The following is a 16,814-nucleotide window of genomic DNA, read 5'->3' as shown; positions in this document are numbered from 1 at the left end:
CTTATTTGCCAGCAGCCGCGTCCGGGCGCTGCCAGCTGGAGACATACCGGGTGTTCTCGATCCGTTCGCAGAGGCTACCGACGTTCAGCGCATCGCGGGTATCAAGCATGACCGCCACCTCGTCGGTGAACTTCTTGGCATAGGCCTGCCCCGCCGCAAACGCCTTGGGATGGGGGCCGTGGGTGAAACCGGCAGGGTGGAAGGTAACCATGCCCCGCTCGATATTGTCCCGGCTGAAGAAATCCCCGGCGTGGTAGAAGAGCACCTCGTCGTAATCGTCATTGCTGTGATAGAAGGGCACCTTGAGGGCGCCGGGGTCGCTCTCGATGGGGCGCGGCACGAAGGTACAAATCACGAAGCGACTCGCCACAAAGGTGGAGTGTGCCGACGGCGGCAGATGGTAGCGGTGGCTCATCAGCGGGCGAATATCCCGCCAGTTGAGGCGCACCACGCACAAATCCCCGTGCCAACCTTGCGCATCCAGCGGGTTGAACGGCCAGGTGATGACCGACACCTGATCATGGCGCTTCACCTGCAGCGACCAGGGATTCTCATCCTGCTGGGCCAAAAAGCGTTCGTTGATGGCGGGCACATCCAGCGCAGTCGGGTCGAAGATGGCGTGATTGCCCACCAGCCCCTTGTCCGGCAGCTGGTAGCTGTCGTTGGTCGCCTCGATCATCAGGATGAACAGGGGCGCCGTCGGCTCGATGCGCCACATGGTGCCACGGGGGATCACCACATAGTCACCATCGCGCAGGGTCAGGTGGCCGTAGTCGCAGAAGAACTCGCCGCCCCCCTCGTGGATAAAGAGCAGCTCGTCGCCGTCGGCGTTGCGCACCAGAAACGGCATCGCCTCGGAGAGCCGCCATATCCGGTAGCGGCAATGGGGGTTGCTGAGAATGTCGGGAGCCACCCAGGGGGAGATCGAACTTACCTCCTCCTGCAGGGCATTCAAGTCAAACAGCCGTGGCCGCAGCGGCCCTTCCCAACTGCTCCAGTCGGTGGGGGCATGCTTGTGGTGCATGTGGGTGGCGGGGCCGAAAAAGCCACTGCGCCCCAGCTCGCGCTCATAGATGGCCTGTTCAGGCAGGTCGGCATGAGCCTGTCGGGAGTGAGCGCCCTCCCGATGGGGGAAGTTAATCCAGTTACGCATTGCTCGCTCCCTCTTTGCGGGCACCCTTCTCATCCTCGCCGCCATCCAGCACGCCACGGCGGATCTGGTCCAGCTCGATCGATTCAAACAGTGCCTTGAAATTGCCCTCACCAAACCCTTCGTTGCCCTTGCGCTGGATGATCTCGAAGAAGACCGGGCCAATCACGGTATCGGTGAAGATCTGCAACAGGATGCCATCCTTGGTGGGAGAGCCGTCGATAAGGATGCGCAGCTCTTTGAGGGCCGCCAGATCCTCCTGATGCCCCTCGACCCGGCTATTCACCTTCTCGTAGTAGGTATCCGGGGTCGGCATAAAGCCGGTACCGCGGCTGCGCAGGGTGCGGATGGTGTGGTAGATGTCGGCCGAGGAGAGCGCAATGTGCTGGATCCCCTCCCCCTTGTACTGGCGCAGGTACTCCTCAATCTGGGACTTGTCATCCGCCGACTCGTTGATGGGGATGCGGATCTTGCCGCAGGGGGCTGTCATGGCGCGTGAATGCAGCCCGGTCAGCTTGCCCTCGATATCGAAGTAGCGAATTTCGCGGAAGTTGCCAATCCGCTCATAGAAATTGGACCAGACATCCATATTGCCGCGATGGACGTTGTGGGTCAGGTGATCGATCTCGATAAGACCGGCATCCACCTCTGCCATCCGGGCCTGCCAGTCGGGGTAGAAGACAAAATCCACGTCATAGATGGAGCCCTTGTCGCCATAACGGTCGACAAAGGAGAGGGTGCTCTCGCCGATACCGTAGATGGCGGGAATATTGAGCTCCATCGGGCCAATCTTGCCGATAAAGGGCTTGGCCCCCTTGGCGATGGCGTACTGCTGTGCCTTGCCCGCATCGCTCACCCGAAATGCCATGCCGCAAACGCTCGGCCCGTGCAGGCTGGCAAACTGCTCCGCCTGGGAGTGGGGCTCGGCATTGACCACGAAGTTGATATCCCCCTGCCGGTAGAGCCAGCACTGCTTGTGTTTATGTTTGGCGACCTCGGCAAACCCGAGCGAGACGAACAGGCTCTTGAGGGCGGCAATCCCCTTGGCATCGGGGGCCGTGTACTCGACGAACTCGAAACCGTCAGTGCCTAACGGATTGATGGTATGGGTGGCGGAAGAGGTGGCATTCATCGGGCGCTCCTTGCTCTTGATTCGGTTAAAACGGATTGCGGCACCCAGCGGCGCAGCAAGTGTTAACAACTTGTTTCATTAGAGGCAGGGCGTAGCAGGAAGAGAAGAGGCGGGCTGCAGATAGTTTTTCTCAGCTGGCAGCAAAAGATGTAAATGGATTGTGACATTCAAGCCGCAGCCCTGCGGATCAACGTGTGACGACCCGCATGGCTGTCAGCTTTGCCTTACAGTTGCCAGTTTTTGACCATCAGATGGGGCAAGCTGGCACGGGCTTTTTGCAGTCGCGTGGGCGTCGGATTGATCAACCACGCCTCTTTCCCCAACCCCAGCAGCGGCAGATCGTGCAGGCTGTCGCTCAAGGCCAGCTCGGTATCGAGGGCGCAGATCTCTGGCAGCAGCTTGTGCTGACCGTGGCAGTAGAAGCGCGGCATCAGGCCGCCAAGCCGGTAGTGCATCTGCGAGCCAATAATCCGGTGGGGCAACTGGCCGGGCAGTTGCTGATAGAGCTGGGCTCGCACCAGTGCGCAGGGGCTGGCGGAGATCACCCAGCAGCGCGCGCCCTCGCTTTGCAGCAGCTCGCGAGCCTGACGATACAGCCCCGGCCTGGTGCTGCAATAGGCGCGCACCAGCTTGCGCCAGCCGAGGGGAGAGAGCCAAAGCGTGATGGCCCACCAGATAAGGGAGATGCCGCGCCGCCGCTGGCTGGGAACCAGATAGACCAACCCACCCAGCGCAATCACCGGCAACAGCAATAGCGGCCAGAGCCTGCGGCGCAGAATATAGCGCAGTAAGCCGGCATGGCTGTCGCCGGGGGCCAGGGTGTCGTCAAAGTCGGCCAGGATCCAGCGCGCTCCACTCCCGCACTCTCGATTCCCCCCCCCTCTTTCGGCACCACAAGTTCAGCTGGCGAGCGGCTTATCATCGGAGCCTCAAGGTGCAAGAGCGGCAATCGCGGCGGTCAGCTCGGGGGTGACAAACTCGGCCCCCTGCGTGGGCGGGCAGAAAAAATCGAACGGCTCGCCCGCTAGGGTAAAGCTGAGCCGCCAGGCATGCAGATAACCGCGATCTGCTGACGTTCCGCCATAGCGCTCATCCCCGAGAATGGGGGCGCCGATGCTTTTGAGGGCAACCCGGATCTGGTGGGTCTTGCCGGTCTGCGGTTTGATGCGATAGAGCCGCAGCCCCTCGCGCACCGACACCGAATCAAACCAGCTGATGGCAGGATTATCCAGCGTGCGCACCAGCATCCAGCTGCCGCCGCGCCCCTTTTGCATATCCCCCTTCACCCAACCCTGTTTCTTCTTCGGTTTACGATCGGAGAGCGCCAGATACTGTTTGCTCACCTCGCGGGCCGCAAAGGCCATGCTCAGTTCGCGGTTCGCCTCAGTGGTGCGGGCCAGCAGCACCAGACCGGAGGTCATCTTGTCGAGCCGGTGTACCGGATAGAGGGTAAGACCCGTATCGGCCTTCACCCGATTGACCAGCCCTGGCTCAGTCTCTCCTCCCTCTTCTCCCTTCTCGTCATGCATGCCGATGCCGGGCTGCTTGTCGATAACCAGAAAATCGGCGTGTTGAAACAGGATCCGGTACATAACACCTCGGGGGACAGGAAAAAGGCCTGCAACCGGCACGCCGGCTGCTCTCGGGCAGGCATTGTCCCTGCTCGGCCACCATTTGGCAAACGGCCGATGGCGATTGCCGGGCGAAAAAAAGCCCCGTCGACATGGCGGGGCTTTTCATCTGGCGTTAACCGGTCACACACTGCGCGGGCGCAGATGGGCGTGCCAGCGAGTCTCCCACTTCTTGAACAGCCAGACGATGACAAAGGTGAGCAACATATAGAGCAGACCGGCTGTCAAAAACGCCTCGAACGGACTGTAGTAGCGGGAGTTGATGATCCGCGCAGCGCCGGTCAGATCGACGATGGTGATGATGCCCGCCACCGCCGAGCCTTGCAGCATGAAGATCACCTCGTTGCTGTAGGCAGGCAACGCCCGGCGAAACGAGTTGGGCAGAATAATCCGGGTCAGGGTCTGCCAGCGGGTCATACCAAAGGCGTTGGCCGCCTCAATCTGGCCACGCGGCATGTTGTGTACCGCCCCGCGCACGATTTCTGCGGTATAGGCGCCGGTGTTGAGGGTAAATGCCAGCAGCGCGCAGAACCAGGCCTCGGAGAAGAGCGACCAGGCAGCACTGTTCTTCAGCCACTCCCACTGGGCAGCGCCGTAGTAGATGATAAAGAGCTGCACCAGTAGCGGAGTACCGCGAAAGAAGTAGATGTAGGCCCAGATCGGCCCCTTGATCAGCCAATTGCGGCTGTTACGCAAAATGCCCAGGGGGATGGCGATCATCAGGCCAAGCAGCAGGGAGAGAGCCACCAGCCAGACCGTGGTGTAGAGACCCTCCCAGTAGGTGGGCCACTCTTTGAGAATGATTGAGAAATCCATGGCTTACCTCGTTTTGATGGCGTAGTGACGCTCGGCCCACTTGAGCGCCGAGGTAGAGACGGCAGTGAAGATCAGGAAGATGAGCGCCACGGCCATGTAGAAGGTAAAGGGTTGCTGAGTCGAACCCGCCGCCAGCGACGCTTTGCGCACCATGTCATCGAGCCCGATGATGGAGACCAGCGCGGTGGTTTTGAGCAGCACCAGCCAGTTGTTGCCAAAGCCCGGCAGGGCGTGCCGCATCATCTGGGGAAAGAGGATCCGCACAAAGAGCTGGCTTGAGCGCATGCCAAAGGCACGAGCCGCCTCCAGCTCCCCCTTGTCCACCGCCAGAATGGCGCCGCGGAAGGTCTCGGTCATATAGGCGCCGAAGATAAAGCCGATGGTCGCCACACCGGCGGCAAACGGGCTGATATCCACATAATCGGGCAGCAGGGAGACCCACTCCTGAGACGGGTTGCTCTGCAGCAACCAGTTATTGTAGGTCTCGTTAACCCAGGAACAGACGGCGTTGATGAACACCTGGCCGCCAAAGAAGAGCAGCATCATCAGCACCAGATCGGGAATGCCGCGGATCAGGGTGGTATAGCTGCTGGCAATGGCGCGGGCCCACTTGTAAGGGGAGAGCTTGGCGAGCGCCCCCAGCATGCCGAGCAGCAGCGCCAGCAGCAGGGAGGCGAGCGCCACCTCCAGCGTGACCCAGGCGCCCTCCAGCAACGAGGCTTCGTATCCTTTCAAATCAAACATATGCAGCTCCATTGCAACTTATCGAGTGGGCTGATGCCTCTGAACAACAAGAGAACCCACATCCTTTCAATACGGCCAGATGCAGCTCCATTGCAATTAATAGGGCCCATCGCTCCACACGGAGAGAACGGGCCCGATGACGACTGACGAGGTGAGCCGGTCGGCCTGTTATTCGCTATCTATGTGGCGAATGACTCACCGTACACGGCTCCGGTTTTTACTCGCCGTATACGTCGAACTCAAAGTACTTGTCGTTGATCGCCTTGTACTTGCCATTAGCTCGCAGCGCCAGAATGGCGGCGTTGAATTTCTCTTTCAGATCCTTGTCAGCCTTGCGCACCGCAATACCGGCACCTTCGCCAAACCACTTGGGATCGGTCAGTTTCGGGCCGACGAATTCAAAGGCATCGCCCCCCTCTTTCTTGAACAGACCGTCGGTGATGGCGGCGGAGTCGGCCAGCACATAGTCGACACGGCCGGATTTCAGATCGAGATAGGCTTCATCGGCAGTGCCGTAACGTTTGATGGTGGCGTTCGGGAAGTTGTCGGTAATGAAGGTATCCATGGAGGTAGCACGCTGTACTGCCACGGTTTTCCCTTCCATGAAGGCTTTGTCGAGCTTGACGTCAGTCCCTTTCTTGGCGGCAAAGCGAGCCGGAATGTGCTGGTACTTCTGGGTGAAGTCCACCTTCTTCTTGCGCTCTTCAGTGATGTCCATGGTGGCGATGATGGCGTCAAACTTGCGCGACAGCAGCGCAGGAATGATGCCGTCCCAATCCTGCTTGACCAGGGTGCACTTCACTTTCATCTCTTCGCACAGGGCATTGGCGATGTCGATATCAAACCCTTTTACCTCGCCATTGGGCTCGGTCCAGGAGAAGGGGGGATAGGCACCCTCAACCCCGATACGCACCTCTTTCCACTCCTTGGCCATCAGGCTGCCGGAAGAGAGGGCAGCAATCACGGTAGTCGCCAGCATCAGCTTGTTCATGTATCTCTCCTTGATAAAACAGTCGATCGTGTAAATCCGGGCTCCGGCCATCAATAGATGGAGGAGATGAATTGTTTGAACCGCTCGGATTTGGGATGGGCAAAAATCTCTTTGGGGTTGCCCTCCTCCTCCACTCTTCCCTGATGCAGGAACATCACCTTGTTCGATACATCGCGGGCAAATGACATCTCGTGGGTCACCACCAGCATGGTACGCCCCTCTTCGGCCAGCTCGCGCATCAGGCCGAGAACTTCTCCCACCAGCTCGGGATCGAGCGCCGAAGTGGGTTCATCAAAGAGCATCACCTCGGGCTCCACCGCCAGCGCACGGGCAATGGCGGCACGTTGCTGCTGACCGCCGGAGAGGTGACCCGGGTAGTAGTCACGCCGCTCCCAGAGTCCAACCCTGTTGAGCAGCTGCTCCGCCTTGGCGATTGCCTCGGCACGGGGCACCTTGAGCACCTGGATCGGCACTTCGATGATGTTCTGCATGATGGTCATGTGCGACCAGAGATTGAAGCTTTGGAAAACCATCGCCAGCCGGCTGCGAATGCGCTCAACCTGACGCATATCCTCCGGCAACCGTTCACCGGAACGGCTGGTTTTCATCCGAATCAATTCGCCATGGAGGGAGACGCTGCCGGATGAGGGGGTTTCCAACAGATTGATACAGCGCAGAAAAGTCGACTTCCCAGAACCCGAGGAGCCGATAAGGGAGATGACATCCCCCTTGTGGGCAGTCATGTCGATGCCCTTGAGCACTTCGTGGGTGCCAAAATATTTGTGCAGATCACGTACTTCCAGTGCGGCAACGTCGCTCATCCATTACAACCTTGTCTGTCCCTAGACGCCGCAGGGGCGTGACTCCACCATCGCAAACTTAACAAAAATTTAACTGATGGCAACCTTCAGCGAAAATATCACCCGGATAGTGAAAAAACAATATGGAACGCGGTAATCCTGGTCAATCGCTCTATTTTCATTCGACTATTGCGTATTTTTCAGCACTTTATTTGCATAAACAGCCGTTTCATCGGCGTTTGGAATACCGCCTTTTTATACCCCAATCATGGCTGTGGCAAGAGAAAAACCACATTCAGTCCGTAACGACTCCAAAATGGCTTTATGCAGCTACTCCCCATGCAGATTCTGGCTGGAGCGAATGGATCAAACTGATTTTATTGGTCCCTTGTCAGGAAGCTGCGTTCCCCTTCGCACACCCCACATCAGGCTGAAAGTAACAACTCCCTAATAAATGGCCCCGACACCCCATGGAAAGCGAGAGAAATGTGACACAGAGCCAATAAGTAATGATAAGGTGGGATTTTTATCAGTTTTTGTGATCGAGGCCCCGATGTTGCTCAATGTCTTGCTGATCCTGTTGCCACTGGTGATCGGCTATCTGGTTCCCCTCTCCTCCGCCCGATTGATCAAGCTGGTCAATCAGGGGCTGGGCAAGATGGTCTACCTCATTCTCTTTCTGATGGGGCTGGGGCTTGCCTATGTGGAGAACCTTGGCAGCAACCTCGCCGTCATCTTCAAAGTGGCCGGGATCATGCTCGGCGCCATTACCCTCTGCAACCTGCTGGCCCTCTGGTGGCTCGACAAGCGCTCGCCGCCGACCCATGCCGCCAGCGATGCCAAAATGCCGAGCAAGCTCCATCTCCTGTGGGAATCGCTGCAGCTCTGCTTTGTGGTACTGGGTGGCGTGCTGCTGGGTCTGCTGGTAGATCTGCGCGCTCTGCCCATCGACAAGTGGAGCGAGTGGGCGCTGATGCTGCTGCTCTTTCTGGTCGGGGTGCAGATGCGCAACTCCGGCATGCGGCTGCGCCAGATCCTGCTCAACCCCTGGGGAATGAAGATCGCCGCCACCGTCATTGTCAGCAGCTGGCTGGGCAGCCTGCTGGCGGCCCAGTTGCTGGGCATGCCCCTGGCTCACGGACTAGCGCTGGGATCGAGTTTCGGCTGGTACTCGCTCTCCGGTATTCTGGTGGCCGACAAGCTGGGGCCTGTGCTGGGCTCTGCCGCCTTTATCAACGATCTGGGACGCGAGCTTATCGCCATCCTGATCATTCCGATCCTGATGCGGCGTCACCCCTCGGCCGCCATCGGCTATGGCGGCGCCACCGCCCTCGACTTCACCCTGCCGGTCATTCAGAAGTCGGGGGGCATCACCGTCGTGCCGGTGGCCATTGTCTCCGGCTTTATCCTGAGCCTGCTCGGCCCCATCCTGATCCTCGGCTTTCTGGCTATCTAGGCGGCCTCTCTCAAGCAAAAGCCCGACACAGTTGTCGGGCTTTTTGTTTGGAAATCGAGACGCGCAATAAAACGCCAAGAGCTTAGCTACGCCACTGACCGCCGCTCATCACCTTAGTGATGGCGAGCGAAGCTGATTTGATCAGCAGCAAGTCGGCATCCTGACCGACCCCGATCCGCCCCTTGCTGCCAAGCCCCAGCGCCTGCGCCGGGTTGGCGCTCACGACCGCCAACGCCACCTCGAGCGGCACCCCGAGCTGGCAGGCACGAACGCACTCCTGCCACAGGCTGGCGATCTGGCCGCAGCGCATCTCGATAAGGCGCCCCTCGCCATCAAAGCGCGGCAGACTGGCGTTGGCATCCGAGCTGAAGCTGATGCGATCGGCCGGTACGTTGGCGGCCAACAGCTCCACCAGCGCATCGGCCGCCAGCCGCTCGCCATCCTCGACCAGATCGGGAAAGCTGGAGGTGGTGAGATCGACCCAGCCTCCCGCCTTGCCCCACTCGATCGCCTCGGCGAAGAGCCAGGGGTTGCGATTGCAGTGGGTCGGATAGAGCTGGCGCAGCGGAATATCGGTTTTGTCACGCAGCGCCCGCAGCGGCGCCAGTGCGCCCTGACCATCCCCCAGATGAAAGAAGCTGACCCCGCTCTTGCCCGCGAGCAACCCGGCCACCCGTGCCTCGCTCACCAGACGGGCCAGCTCGTCGTGGGTTGGTGCGCTGGATCTGTGGTCGCTGATGGCCACCTCCCCCACCCCCAGCACTTCAGGGATCAGGATGATGTCTGACTCCACCGTGCCGGTGATGCTCTTGACCGGCAGGTGGTAGGAGCCGGTATACATGAAGGCGCTCACGCCGGCGGCGCGAAACTCACGCACCTTGCCGAGCACCTGAGCCGGCGAGCGGGTCAGGCTGTCGGTACCAAGCGCCGCCACCAGTGTGGTTACTCCAGCCTTGAGCGCCTCGCTCGCCGCCAGCTCAGGGGTGCGAAAGGCAAAGCCCCCCTCACCGCCACCTCCCGTAATATGCGCCAGCGGATCCACCATGCCTGGCACCAGATAGTGACCCCGTCCATCGACGCGCACCAGTGGCCAGTCGGCGGGCACGCTCATTCCCTTGCCCATCCAGGCGATGCGGCCATCCGCCACCAGCAGATCCTGCTGGCCAAGGTAGGCAGGGCTGAAAATTTCGGCCCCCTCGATCAGGGTCAACATCATGGTTACTCCTCGCTCAATACCGTGACATGCCATCAGGCAGATGGACTATTTACCCACTATTGGCGCGCCGGTGAAAGCACTTCCTGAACAAGACTTTCATGAGAGATGGAAGATCCGCTACTCTCAGCGGCACTATCCGTTCGCAGGCCCCGCTTTCATCATGAACTTTCTGGCTCACCTTCATCTGGCCGCCCATACCGGAAGCTCCCTCACCGGCAACCTGCTCGGTGATTTTGTCAAAGGCTCGCTGCCAACGGGCCTTGCCGCACCGTTTGACGAGGGGATCTGGCTGCACCGCAAAATCGATGCCTTCACCGATAGCCATCCCGAGCACAAGGCGGCCGTCGCCTGTTTCGAGGCCCCCTGGCGCCGCTTTGGCAGCATAGTGGTGGATATGCTCTACGACCACTGGCTGAGCCAGCACTGGGCAGCTTTCAGCACAGACCCCCTGCCCCGCTTTCTCGCGCAGAGCTATGGCCAGTTGCTGGCAGATCACCACGTCTTGCCAGAGGGGTTGCCGCTTCCCCTCAAGCGGATGGCCGAGCAGAACTGGATCGCCTCCTATCAGCGCAAGGAGGGGCTGGCGCAGGCCCTCAATGGTATTGGCCGCCGGCTACGCCGCCCGATGCCGCTCGGCGATGCGCTGCTCACCCTTGATGAAGCGCAATGGCGAGGGTGCGAAGCAGGATTTCTGCGCTTCTACCCGCAACTGATGGGTCACAGCGTGCAGCAGCTGGCCCTGCTCCGGGCAGATTCGGGTCTGGTATCACCGCCATAAAAAACGCCCCTTGCGGGGCGCTCTTCATCACATTGCTGCACGTTACTTCTTGCATTACCTGGCTTCGTCTTTCTTCTTGCGAATGCTGAGGCCCAGTTCGCGGCCACGCAGCCGGGCGTAGTAGATGGTGCCGACAAACGCGAGGGTGGTGAACAGCAGCTCCACCACCGCCAACCACCGCTCCCCCTCATCCGTGGTGATCAGGGTCAGGGCATGGAGGAAGTAGGGCATCAGCACGAAGTTGCCCCAGGCATGGGTATAGGGGTTGCCCTGCACTATCCCCTTGAGGGGGAAAAGCAGCGGCACCGTCCAGATCACCGGCAACAGCCAGGGGTTGAGATCAGGATGGGGCGAGAGCCACAGATGCCAGAGGATGACCCAGCCCAGCAGACCAAAGAAGCCGACCAGGGTCAGCAGACGGGCAAAGCGGGTGCTCACTTGAGGATCTCCAGCACCAGCTCCGGCGGGCGACCAATGCGGGCCTGACCGTTCTTGATGACGATGGGGCGCTCGATCAGCTTGGGATGCTGGTGCATGGCACGGATCAAGTCGTCGCCATTCACTTCACCAAGGCCCAGCTCCTTGTAGAGATCTTCCTTGGTGCGCATCAGCTGGCGCGGGTCGCTAAAGCCGAGCAGGGTCAGCAGCTTGCGGATCTCCTCTTCACTCGGGGCCTGCTCCAGATAGAGCACTACATCAGGGGCGATCCCGTGCTGTTCCAGCAGCGCAAGGGTTTCACGGCTCTTCGAGCAGCGCGGATTGTGGTAAATTTGGGTCTCGCTCATGGTAACTCCCTGATTAATCGCAAGATGGGACAAGAAACGGCGCTATTGTAGGGGAAAGTGATGGTCAGGGTAAGCGGCAGTGGAAAGGAATTGAAACGAATTTGTTGGCTGATTGTGGCTGGCCTGCTGGGCGCCTGCACGCCCGCCCCCGAATTTACCGACGCAGCGGGGCAAACGGTGGCTCTTGACCACTTTGCCGGCAAGCCGCTCTTGGTCAACTACTTCGCCCCTTGGTGCGCCCCCTGCCTGCGAGAGATGCCGCACCTCAACGCGTTGGCTGCCGAGGGAGAGATCGCCGTGGTGGCAATCAACTACGATCCGATCACCCCGGCCGAGCTGGACAAGCTGGCCGCCCAGTACCACATCAAGGTGCCGCTCCTTATTGCCAATGAGGATGCCAGGCTCCCCTTCCCTCGCCCAAGCGGGCTGCCTACCAGCTACCTGCTCGATAGTGAGGGCAAACTCAAGCAGACGCTGGTTGGTGAACTGGGTCAATCGCAGATCGACGCCCTCAAGGCATCCATCAGGCATCCGGGCAACTGAACACCCCCACAGGGTGCAGAGCTGTTTCTCTGACTCACCATAAACAACAAGGGCGCACCAGAGTGCGCCCTTGTTGTTGGCAATAACCTCTCGTCACCCCTTGAGGCTGTCGAGATCCTTCTTGGCTCGCTCCAGCTCGGTGATACGCGCCTCCAGTCGGGCCAGAGTCATCCGGTCACTGGTGGTGCCACGCGCCACGATCAGCTCGTCGATGGCCGCCTGATAATCACCGCGCAGGGAGAGGATTTCAGCCCGCGCCATGTGCAGCTCGGTCATTCTGCCCGCCTTGCGATAGGCGTCGGAGAGCAGGTTCCAGGCCAGATTGTTCTCCTCATGCGCACGGGCATAGGGGTCGAGGATGGCGATGGACTTCTTGTAGTTGCCGCTTTCGAGATAGGCGTTGCCAAGGTTGACCACCACCACCTCGTTGTCCGGCATCTGGCTGCGGAACTTCTCGAGGCGCGCGATGGCCTGGGCACTGCGTCCCTTGGCCAGGTCGATGTCGGTCTGGGCATCGACGATAAAGAGATCTTCCGGATGACGGGTGGCCAGCTCTTTCATCAGCGTATCTGCTTCGTCGGTGCGTTTGAGCTGGATCAGCGCCAGCGCCTTGCCATAGATGGCGGCATCCTTGAGCGGATAATCCCCTTTCTGGATCCGGCTATCGAAGTAACTCAGCATCCCCTGCGGGGTATCTGTGCCATAGCGCACCTGAATGCGCACCTTGGCCAACCAGAAGTCGAGGCTCGGCGGCAGGTCGCGGCGGCCATAGCTGCTCGCCCGGGCTCGGGCCTCGCTGATCCGGGTCTCCGGCAGCGGGTGAGTCAGCAGCATTTCAGGCGGCTTGCTGGCATAGCGATACTCGGCAGCCAGTTTCTGGAAGAAGTTGGCCATCCCCATGGGATCGAAACCGGCATCGTAGAGGGTCTTCATGCCGATCCGGTCCGCTTCGTATTCGTTGTCGCGGGTGTAGTTGATGGCAGACTGCATGGAGAGGCCCAGCGTGGTCTGCAACGCCGCAATACCGGCGGTCGGGTTGATCACCGCCAGTGCGATGGAGCCCACCAGACCGGCCAGAGTCACCGCCGAGCTGCTTGCCTGCGCTTCCATATAGCGGGCGATGTGGCGCTGGGTCACGTGGGTGATTTCGTGGGCCAGTACCGAGGCGAGCTCGCTCTCGCTGTCGGCGTAGAGGAACAGGCCGGTGTGCACCTTGACCCGCCCGCCAAGGAAGGCGGCCGCGTTGATGCTGGGATCGTTAATCAGGAAGAAGGTAAACGGGAAACGCACCCCATCGGCGTTGGAGAGCAGGCGCTGCCCCAGATCGTCGATATATTGGCTCAACACGGGATCATCGATGATCGGCAAACCGGCACGGGCAAAGCGCATGAAGGCGTTGCCATAGCGTACCTCCTGCTCGATGGGCAGGGCCGATACCCCGGCGGTGCCTATGTCAGGAAGCTGATTGTTCGCCTCGGCATGAAACGTGGCGCCCATCAGGGAAGCCAGCAGGGGAAGTGATGCCATCAGGGGGGAAAAGCGTGCCACGTTATCTCTATCTCCATCAGAAAGGGCCTCGGCAGAATACCCTTGCCCATCAAGGGCTACAAGCGTTGTTTCATGCTCTTATCACGGCCATAATAGCGGCCATCTGCGTGATGGAGCCCCCATGGAATATCTCGACCTGACCCCCTGGCGCTGTCCCGAGCCACTGATCCGGCTCAAGCTCTGGTTGCGGGAGGCCAAAACCGGCCAAACCGTGACCATACGGCTGGCCGATGCGGGCTCACGGCAGGATATTCCGGCCTATCTGCAGCGTCTCGGCCACGGGGTCATTCTCACCCCCGAGCCGGATAATACCCTCTCTTTGCAGCTGGTTGTCGGGGCGACACAGCCATCTTGAGCCCCTGTCGTGTAAGGATGCAGTCATGTTAGAAGTCTTGAAGCGCTGGTATCAGACCCGGTTCTCCGATCCCGATGCCGTTACCCTCTTCCTGTTGCTGGTCTTCTGCTTTGCCATCATCTGGCTGTTTGGCGATCTGCTGGCCCCCCTGCTGGTGGCGCTGGTGATGGCCTACCTGCTGGAGTGGCCGGTGGCCCGGCTGCAAAAGGCGGGGCTGTCGCGCACCCTGGCCACCAGCGTCATTCTGATCCTCTTTATTACGGTGGCAGTCGCCGCCCTCTTGGGCCTTATCCCGACCCTGGTCAGTCAGGGGATCAATCTGGCCAAAGAGGCGCCGGCCATGCTGACTCACGCTCAGGATTATGTCCGCACCCTGCCCGACCGCTATCCCGAACTCATCGACGTCAGTCTGGTGGAGACCGTCATCGACAACATTCGCCAGCGCATTCTCAGTGGCGGCGAGCATCTGGTGAGCGCCTCGCTCAGCTCGCTGGTGAACGTGGTCGCCATCATGATCTACCTGATCCTGGTGCCACTGATGGTCTTCTTCATGCTCAAGGACAAGCGGGTCTTGATGGGCAGCCTGCGCCGCTTCCTGCCTCGCAACCGCACCCTGGTCAACCGGGTGTGGGTCGAGATGAACAACCAGATCATCAACTACATCCGCGGCAAGGTGATCGAGATCCTTATCGTCGGCATCGCCACCTATGTCCCCTTCGCCCTGATGGGGCTGCGCTACTCGGTGCTGCTGGCGGTCGCGGTCGGCTTCTCGGTGCTGATCCCCTACATCGGCGCCGCAGTGGTGACTGTGCCGGTGGCCATGGTCGCCCTGTTCCAGTGGGGCCTCACCCCGGAGTTCGCCTGGCTGATGGTGGCCTATCTGGTCATTCAGGCTCTCGATGGCAACCTGCTGGTGCCGGTGCTCTTCTCGGAGGCAGTCAACCTCCATCCGGTCGCCATCATCATCGCCGTGCTGGTCTTTGGCGGATTGTGGGGATTCTGGGGGGTCTTCTTCGCCATTCCCCTCGCCACCCTGGTCAAGGCGGTGATCAATGCCTGGCCAAAACGCGAAGATCTGCCGAGCGCCGCAAAATAACCCGCTTCCCCATGCAATCGTGACAACGGAGTGTCCATGACCTTTTTTCGTCAAATCAGAGCGGCAGGGCTGACGGCCCTGCTCCTCGCTGCCGCCTTGCCCGCCAGCGCCGATATCGACCTTGGTTCCATGGATCTGCTCACCAGCGACAGCCCTACCAGCCCGGTGCCACAGGGCTTTGTCGCCGGTGCGGCGCTCATCGGGGGACAAGCCCGCTATGAGGCGCAAGATAATGCCACCTACGCTATCCCGGGCTTTATCTACTTCGGCAAGCAGTTCATGTTTCTCGGCGATCGGGCGCGCTACTACTTCCACAAAGATGAGAACGTCGCCCTGTACGGCTATGGCCGGGTGCGGTTTGGCAATCTGGACCCCGAGGATTCTCCAGCATTCAGCGGCATGGAACAGCGCAAATGGCAGCTGGAAGGCGGGATTGGTGGCAACATCATCACCCCCTACGCCCTGCTGACAGTGCGAGCCAACAGCGATATCACCGGCCGCAGCAAGGGTCAGGAGCTGCTGCTGTGGGCCGACTTCCCCATCCAGCGCGACAACCTGCTCATCATGCCGGGGATGGGGGTGATGCTGCGCAGCGACAAGATGGCCAACTACTACTTCGGCGGCATCTCCGAAAGCGAGGCCACCGCCCAGCGGCCAGCCTGGGACACGGGCTCAACCCTCTCCCCCATGGCGGCGCTCATCACCAGCTACCGCTTCAGTCCCAACTGGATTGGCATGTTTGCCATGAACTACGAATTGTATGATCGGGACATCAAAAACAGCCCCATCGTCCAGCACGACGGCGAACTCTATGCGGGATTTGCCTTGGGCTATATCTGGTAACGGTGATGCGCTGTGAGATACGAACAAACAAAAGGGAGCACTCGGCTCCCTTTTTCACGACCATCTTCAGGCTGCCCATTCAGGCTGATAGCGCCGCCAGAAACCCGGTCAGCTGCTGATTGACGAAGGCCGGATTTTCCAGCGACGAGATGTGGCCAGCTGCCGGGATCTCCCTGAACGGGCAACCCAGTACCTCGGCCATCAGATAGCCCTCCAGCACCGGGCGCGCCTTGTCCTCGCAGCCGGTCATCACCAAGGCAGGAATGCTGATCTCCTCCAGCCACTCGATGCGATCTTCACGGGTCACAAAGCTGCGGCCCACCGCCACCATGGCGGCAATCTTATCCTTTGGCCAGGCGGCAAGGCGCGCCTTGAAACCGCTCATCAGCGCCTCATCAGGCTGATTGGCAAAAAAGAGCGGCGCCACCTGTTCGACGATGGGCGCCGGCACAGTGCCAAGCTGCTCGATCATCGCCAGCATGCCGAGGTAGCGCTCGCAGGTGATCTGCGGCTCGAGGCCAACGAAACTGTCCATCAGCACCAGCCCCTTGAGGCGAGCTGGGGCCATGCGCGCCAGCTCCACACCCCACATGCCACCGATGGAGAGGCCCACCAGCACGAACTCGTCAACCCCGAGGGCATCGAGCAGCGCCAGATGATCGCGCGCCAGGGTTGCCAGCGTGCAGGCGCCTTCCGGAAGCAGATCGGAATCGCCGTGGCCCCACAGCTCGGGAACGATGCAGCGATAGCTCCCTTTGAGCGCCTCGATTTGCGGCGCCCACATGGCGCTATCCCACAGATAGCTATGGCCAAACAGCAGCACCGGCCCTTGCCCTTCATCCAGATAGGCCATCCGGCGGCCCGCTATCTCCATAAATTGCTTCATGTTATCTCCTGTTGCCAGCGATGGGCGGGCAGTGTATCACGTCC

Annotated in this window: 20 protein-coding genes; 7 read left to right on the top strand and 13 right to left on the bottom strand. The window is 60.2% G+C overall.

The features are described from left to right. Nucleotide 1 precedes the first annotated feature (1 nt). From WE862_RS12700 to WE862_RS12665, 8 genes are all read right to left on the bottom strand, one after another. The gene (locus tag WE862_RS12700; protein ID WP_339058625.1) at nt 2-1,153 is read right to left on the bottom strand and encodes a homogentisate 1,2-dioxygenase; all 1,152 of its coding nucleotides are present in this window, start codon (nt 1,151-1,153) and stop codon (nt 2-4) included. Further along, complete coding sequence (gene hppD / locus WE862_RS12695) at nt 1,146-2,282, bottom strand: 4-hydroxyphenylpyruvate dioxygenase (protein WP_042029960.1); 1,137 nt, start codon at nt 2,280-2,282, stop codon at nt 1,146-1,148. The genes WE862_RS12700 and hppD overlap by 8 nt, the downstream gene beginning before the upstream one ends. A gap of 224 nt (nt 2,283-2,506) precedes the next feature. Further along, entirely contained in the window at nt 2,507-3,124 is a 618-nt protein-coding gene (locus WE862_RS12690; protein WP_042029961.1) for a haloacid dehalogenase-like hydrolase, read from the bottom strand. A gap of 87 nt (nt 3,125-3,211) precedes the next feature. Continuing rightward, nucleotides 3,212-3,874 (bottom strand): TIGR01621 family pseudouridine synthase, encoded by a 663-nt coding sequence (locus WE862_RS12685; protein ID WP_042029962.1) that lies wholly within the window; start codon nt 3,872-3,874, stop codon nt 3,212-3,214. 162 nt (nt 3,875-4,036) lie between these two features. Further along, on the bottom strand, nt 4,037-4,729 hold the full coding sequence (locus WE862_RS12680) for an ABC transporter permease (RefSeq protein WP_042029963.1): 693 nt from the start codon (nt 4,727-4,729) through the stop codon (nt 4,037-4,039). A 3-nt stretch (nt 4,730-4,732) separates the two neighbouring features. Beyond that, complete coding sequence (locus WE862_RS12675; RefSeq protein ID WP_041209370.1) at nt 4,733-5,473, bottom strand: ABC transporter permease; 741 nt, start codon at nt 5,471-5,473, stop codon at nt 4,733-4,735. Nucleotides 5,474-5,690: 217 nt separating this feature from the next. Next, nucleotides 5,691-6,464, bottom strand: a complete 774-nt coding sequence (locus tag WE862_RS12670; protein WP_041209369.1) for an ABC transporter substrate-binding protein — start codon at nt 6,462-6,464, stop codon at nt 5,691-5,693. Between the two features lie 50 nt (nt 6,465-6,514). After that, nucleotides 6,515-7,285: an ABC transporter ATP-binding protein gene (locus tag WE862_RS12665; protein WP_033115996.1), complete on the bottom strand. Its 771-nt coding sequence runs from the start codon at nt 7,283-7,285 to the stop codon at nt 6,515-6,517. Between the two features lie 122 nt (nt 7,286-7,407). Here WE862_RS12665 and WE862_RS12660 point away from each other — a divergent pair, with 122 nt between their 5' ends. Both WE862_RS12660 and WE862_RS12655 read left to right on the top strand, forming a co-directional pair. Further along, nucleotides 7,408-7,698 carry a hypothetical protein gene (locus tag WE862_RS12660; protein WP_156128656.1) on the top strand — a complete coding sequence of 97 codons (291 nt, stop codon included), beginning with the start codon at nt 7,408-7,410 and terminating at the stop codon, nt 7,696-7,698. A gap of 119 nt (nt 7,699-7,817) precedes the next feature. Further along, the gene (locus WE862_RS12655) at nt 7,818-8,720 is read left to right on the top strand and encodes a lysine exporter LysO family protein (RefSeq protein ID WP_042030018.1); all 903 of its coding nucleotides are present in this window, start codon (nt 7,818-7,820) and stop codon (nt 8,718-8,720) included. Nucleotides 8,721-8,802: 82 nt separating this feature from the next. Here WE862_RS12655 and iadA read toward each other — a convergent pair whose 3' ends face one another. Beyond that, nucleotides 8,803-9,933, bottom strand: coding sequence for a beta-aspartyl-peptidase (iadA, locus tag WE862_RS12650; protein ID WP_042030019.1), 1,131 nt, complete (start codon nt 9,931-9,933; stop codon nt 8,803-8,805). A 163-nt stretch (nt 9,934-10,096) separates the two neighbouring features. Here iadA and WE862_RS12645 point away from each other — a divergent pair, with 163 nt between their 5' ends. Then, nucleotides 10,097-10,714, top strand: coding sequence for an ACP phosphodiesterase (locus tag WE862_RS12645; protein ID WP_042029964.1), 618 nt, complete (start codon nt 10,097-10,099; stop codon nt 10,712-10,714). Between the two features lie 54 nt (nt 10,715-10,768). On the opposite strand, the gene WE862_RS12640 is transcribed toward WE862_RS12645, so the two are convergent. Both WE862_RS12640 and arsC read right to left on the bottom strand, forming a co-directional pair. Beyond that, nucleotides 10,769-11,152 (bottom strand): DUF2069 domain-containing protein, encoded by a 384-nt coding sequence (locus tag WE862_RS12640; protein WP_041209367.1) that lies wholly within the window; start codon nt 11,150-11,152, stop codon nt 10,769-10,771. After that, entirely contained in the window at nt 11,149-11,499 is a 351-nt protein-coding gene (gene arsC / locus WE862_RS12635; protein WP_041209366.1) for an arsenate reductase (glutaredoxin), read from the bottom strand. Before arsC ends, WE862_RS12640 begins: the two co-directional genes overlap by 4 nt. Nucleotides 11,500-11,559: 60 nt before the next feature. Between arsC and WE862_RS12630 the strand changes: the two genes are divergently transcribed. Beyond that, complete coding sequence (locus WE862_RS12630; protein WP_042029965.1) at nt 11,560-12,042, top strand: TlpA family protein disulfide reductase; 483 nt, start codon at nt 11,560-11,562, stop codon at nt 12,040-12,042. 93 nt (nt 12,043-12,135) lie between these two features. Here WE862_RS12630 and WE862_RS12625 read toward each other — a convergent pair whose 3' ends face one another. After that, entirely contained in the window at nt 12,136-13,590 is a 1,455-nt protein-coding gene (locus WE862_RS12625; protein ID WP_367948931.1) for a M48 family metalloprotease, read from the bottom strand. Nucleotides 13,591-13,711: 121 nt separating this feature from the next. On the opposite strand from WE862_RS12625, the gene WE862_RS12620 reads away from it, so the two are divergent. From WE862_RS12620 to WE862_RS12610, 3 genes are read left to right on the top strand one after another with little or no spacing between them, the layout of a single operon-like run. Next, nucleotides 13,712-13,945 carry a sulfurtransferase TusA family protein gene (locus WE862_RS12620; RefSeq protein WP_042029966.1) on the top strand — a complete coding sequence of 78 codons (234 nt, stop codon included), beginning with the start codon at nt 13,712-13,714 and terminating at the stop codon, nt 13,943-13,945. A gap of 25 nt (nt 13,946-13,970) precedes the next feature. Then, nucleotides 13,971-15,041, top strand: a complete 1,071-nt coding sequence (locus tag WE862_RS12615; protein WP_042029968.1) for an AI-2E family transporter — start codon at nt 13,971-13,973, stop codon at nt 15,039-15,041. A gap of 36 nt (nt 15,042-15,077) precedes the next feature. Continuing rightward, nucleotides 15,078-15,884, top strand: a complete 807-nt coding sequence (locus WE862_RS12610; protein WP_042029970.1) for a MipA/OmpV family protein — start codon at nt 15,078-15,080, stop codon at nt 15,882-15,884. Between the two features lie 79 nt (nt 15,885-15,963). Here the strand turns inward: WE862_RS12610 and WE862_RS12605 are convergent, their stop codons facing one another. Then, entirely contained in the window at nt 15,964-16,770 is an 807-nt protein-coding gene (locus tag WE862_RS12605) for an alpha/beta fold hydrolase (RefSeq protein ID WP_042029971.1), read from the bottom strand. Nucleotides 16,771-16,814 lie beyond the last annotated feature (44 nt).

The sequence above is a fragment of the Aeromonas jandaei genome, from assembly GCF_037890695.1.
GTDB classification, from domain to species: domain Bacteria; phylum Pseudomonadota; class Gammaproteobacteria; order Enterobacterales; family Aeromonadaceae; genus Aeromonas; species Aeromonas jandaei.
Note: the sequence above shows the minus strand (reverse complement) of the source record. Positions and strands in the feature narration are given on the sequence as shown.

Excerpts from the sequence above, each read along its gene's own strand:
- WE862_RS12700 (WP_339058625.1), bottom strand. The coding sequence starts at position 1,153 with ATGCGTAACTGGATTAACTTCCCCCATCGGGAGGGCGCTCACTCCCGA.
- hppD (WP_042029960.1), bottom strand. The coding sequence starts at position 2,282 with ATGAATGCCACCTCTTCCGCCACCCATACCATCAATCCGTTAGGCACT.
- WE862_RS12685 (WP_042029962.1), bottom strand. The coding sequence starts at position 3,874 with ATGTACCGGATCCTGTTTCAACACGCCGATTTTCTGGTTATCGACAAG.
- WE862_RS12680 (WP_042029963.1), bottom strand. The coding sequence starts at position 4,729 with ATGGATTTCTCAATCATTCTCAAAGAGTGGCCCACCTACTGGGAGGGT.
- WE862_RS12675 (WP_041209370.1), bottom strand. The coding sequence starts at position 5,473 with ATGTTTGATTTGAAAGGATACGAAGCCTCGTTGCTGGAGGGCGCCTGG.
- WE862_RS12670 (WP_041209369.1), bottom strand. The coding sequence starts at position 6,464 with ATGAACAAGCTGATGCTGGCGACTACCGTGATTGCTGCCCTCTCTTCC.
- WE862_RS12665 (WP_033115996.1), bottom strand. The coding sequence starts at position 7,285 with ATGAGCGACGTTGCCGCACTGGAAGTACGTGATCTGCACAAATATTTT.
- WE862_RS12660 (WP_156128656.1), top strand. The coding sequence starts at position 7,408 with ATGGAACGCGGTAATCCTGGTCAATCGCTCTATTTTCATTCGACTATT.
- WE862_RS12655 (WP_042030018.1), top strand. The coding sequence starts at position 7,818 with ATGTTGCTCAATGTCTTGCTGATCCTGTTGCCACTGGTGATCGGCTAT.
- iadA (WP_042030019.1), bottom strand. The coding sequence starts at position 9,933 with ATGTTGACCCTGATCGAGGGGGCCGAAATTTTCAGCCCTGCCTACCTT.
- WE862_RS12645 (WP_042029964.1), top strand. The coding sequence starts at position 10,097 with ATGAACTTTCTGGCTCACCTTCATCTGGCCGCCCATACCGGAAGCTCC.
- arsC (WP_041209366.1), bottom strand. The coding sequence starts at position 11,499 with ATGAGCGAGACCCAAATTTACCACAATCCGCGCTGCTCGAAGAGCCGT.
- WE862_RS12630 (WP_042029965.1), top strand. The coding sequence starts at position 11,560 with ATGGTCAGGGTAAGCGGCAGTGGAAAGGAATTGAAACGAATTTGTTGG.
- WE862_RS12620 (WP_042029966.1), top strand. The coding sequence starts at position 13,712 with ATGGAATATCTCGACCTGACCCCCTGGCGCTGTCCCGAGCCACTGATC.
- WE862_RS12615 (WP_042029968.1), top strand. The coding sequence starts at position 13,971 with ATGTTAGAAGTCTTGAAGCGCTGGTATCAGACCCGGTTCTCCGATCCC.
- WE862_RS12610 (WP_042029970.1), top strand. The coding sequence starts at position 15,078 with ATGACCTTTTTTCGTCAAATCAGAGCGGCAGGGCTGACGGCCCTGCTC.
- WE862_RS12605 (WP_042029971.1), bottom strand. The coding sequence starts at position 16,770 with ATGAAGCAATTTATGGAGATAGCGGGCCGCCGGATGGCCTATCTGGAT.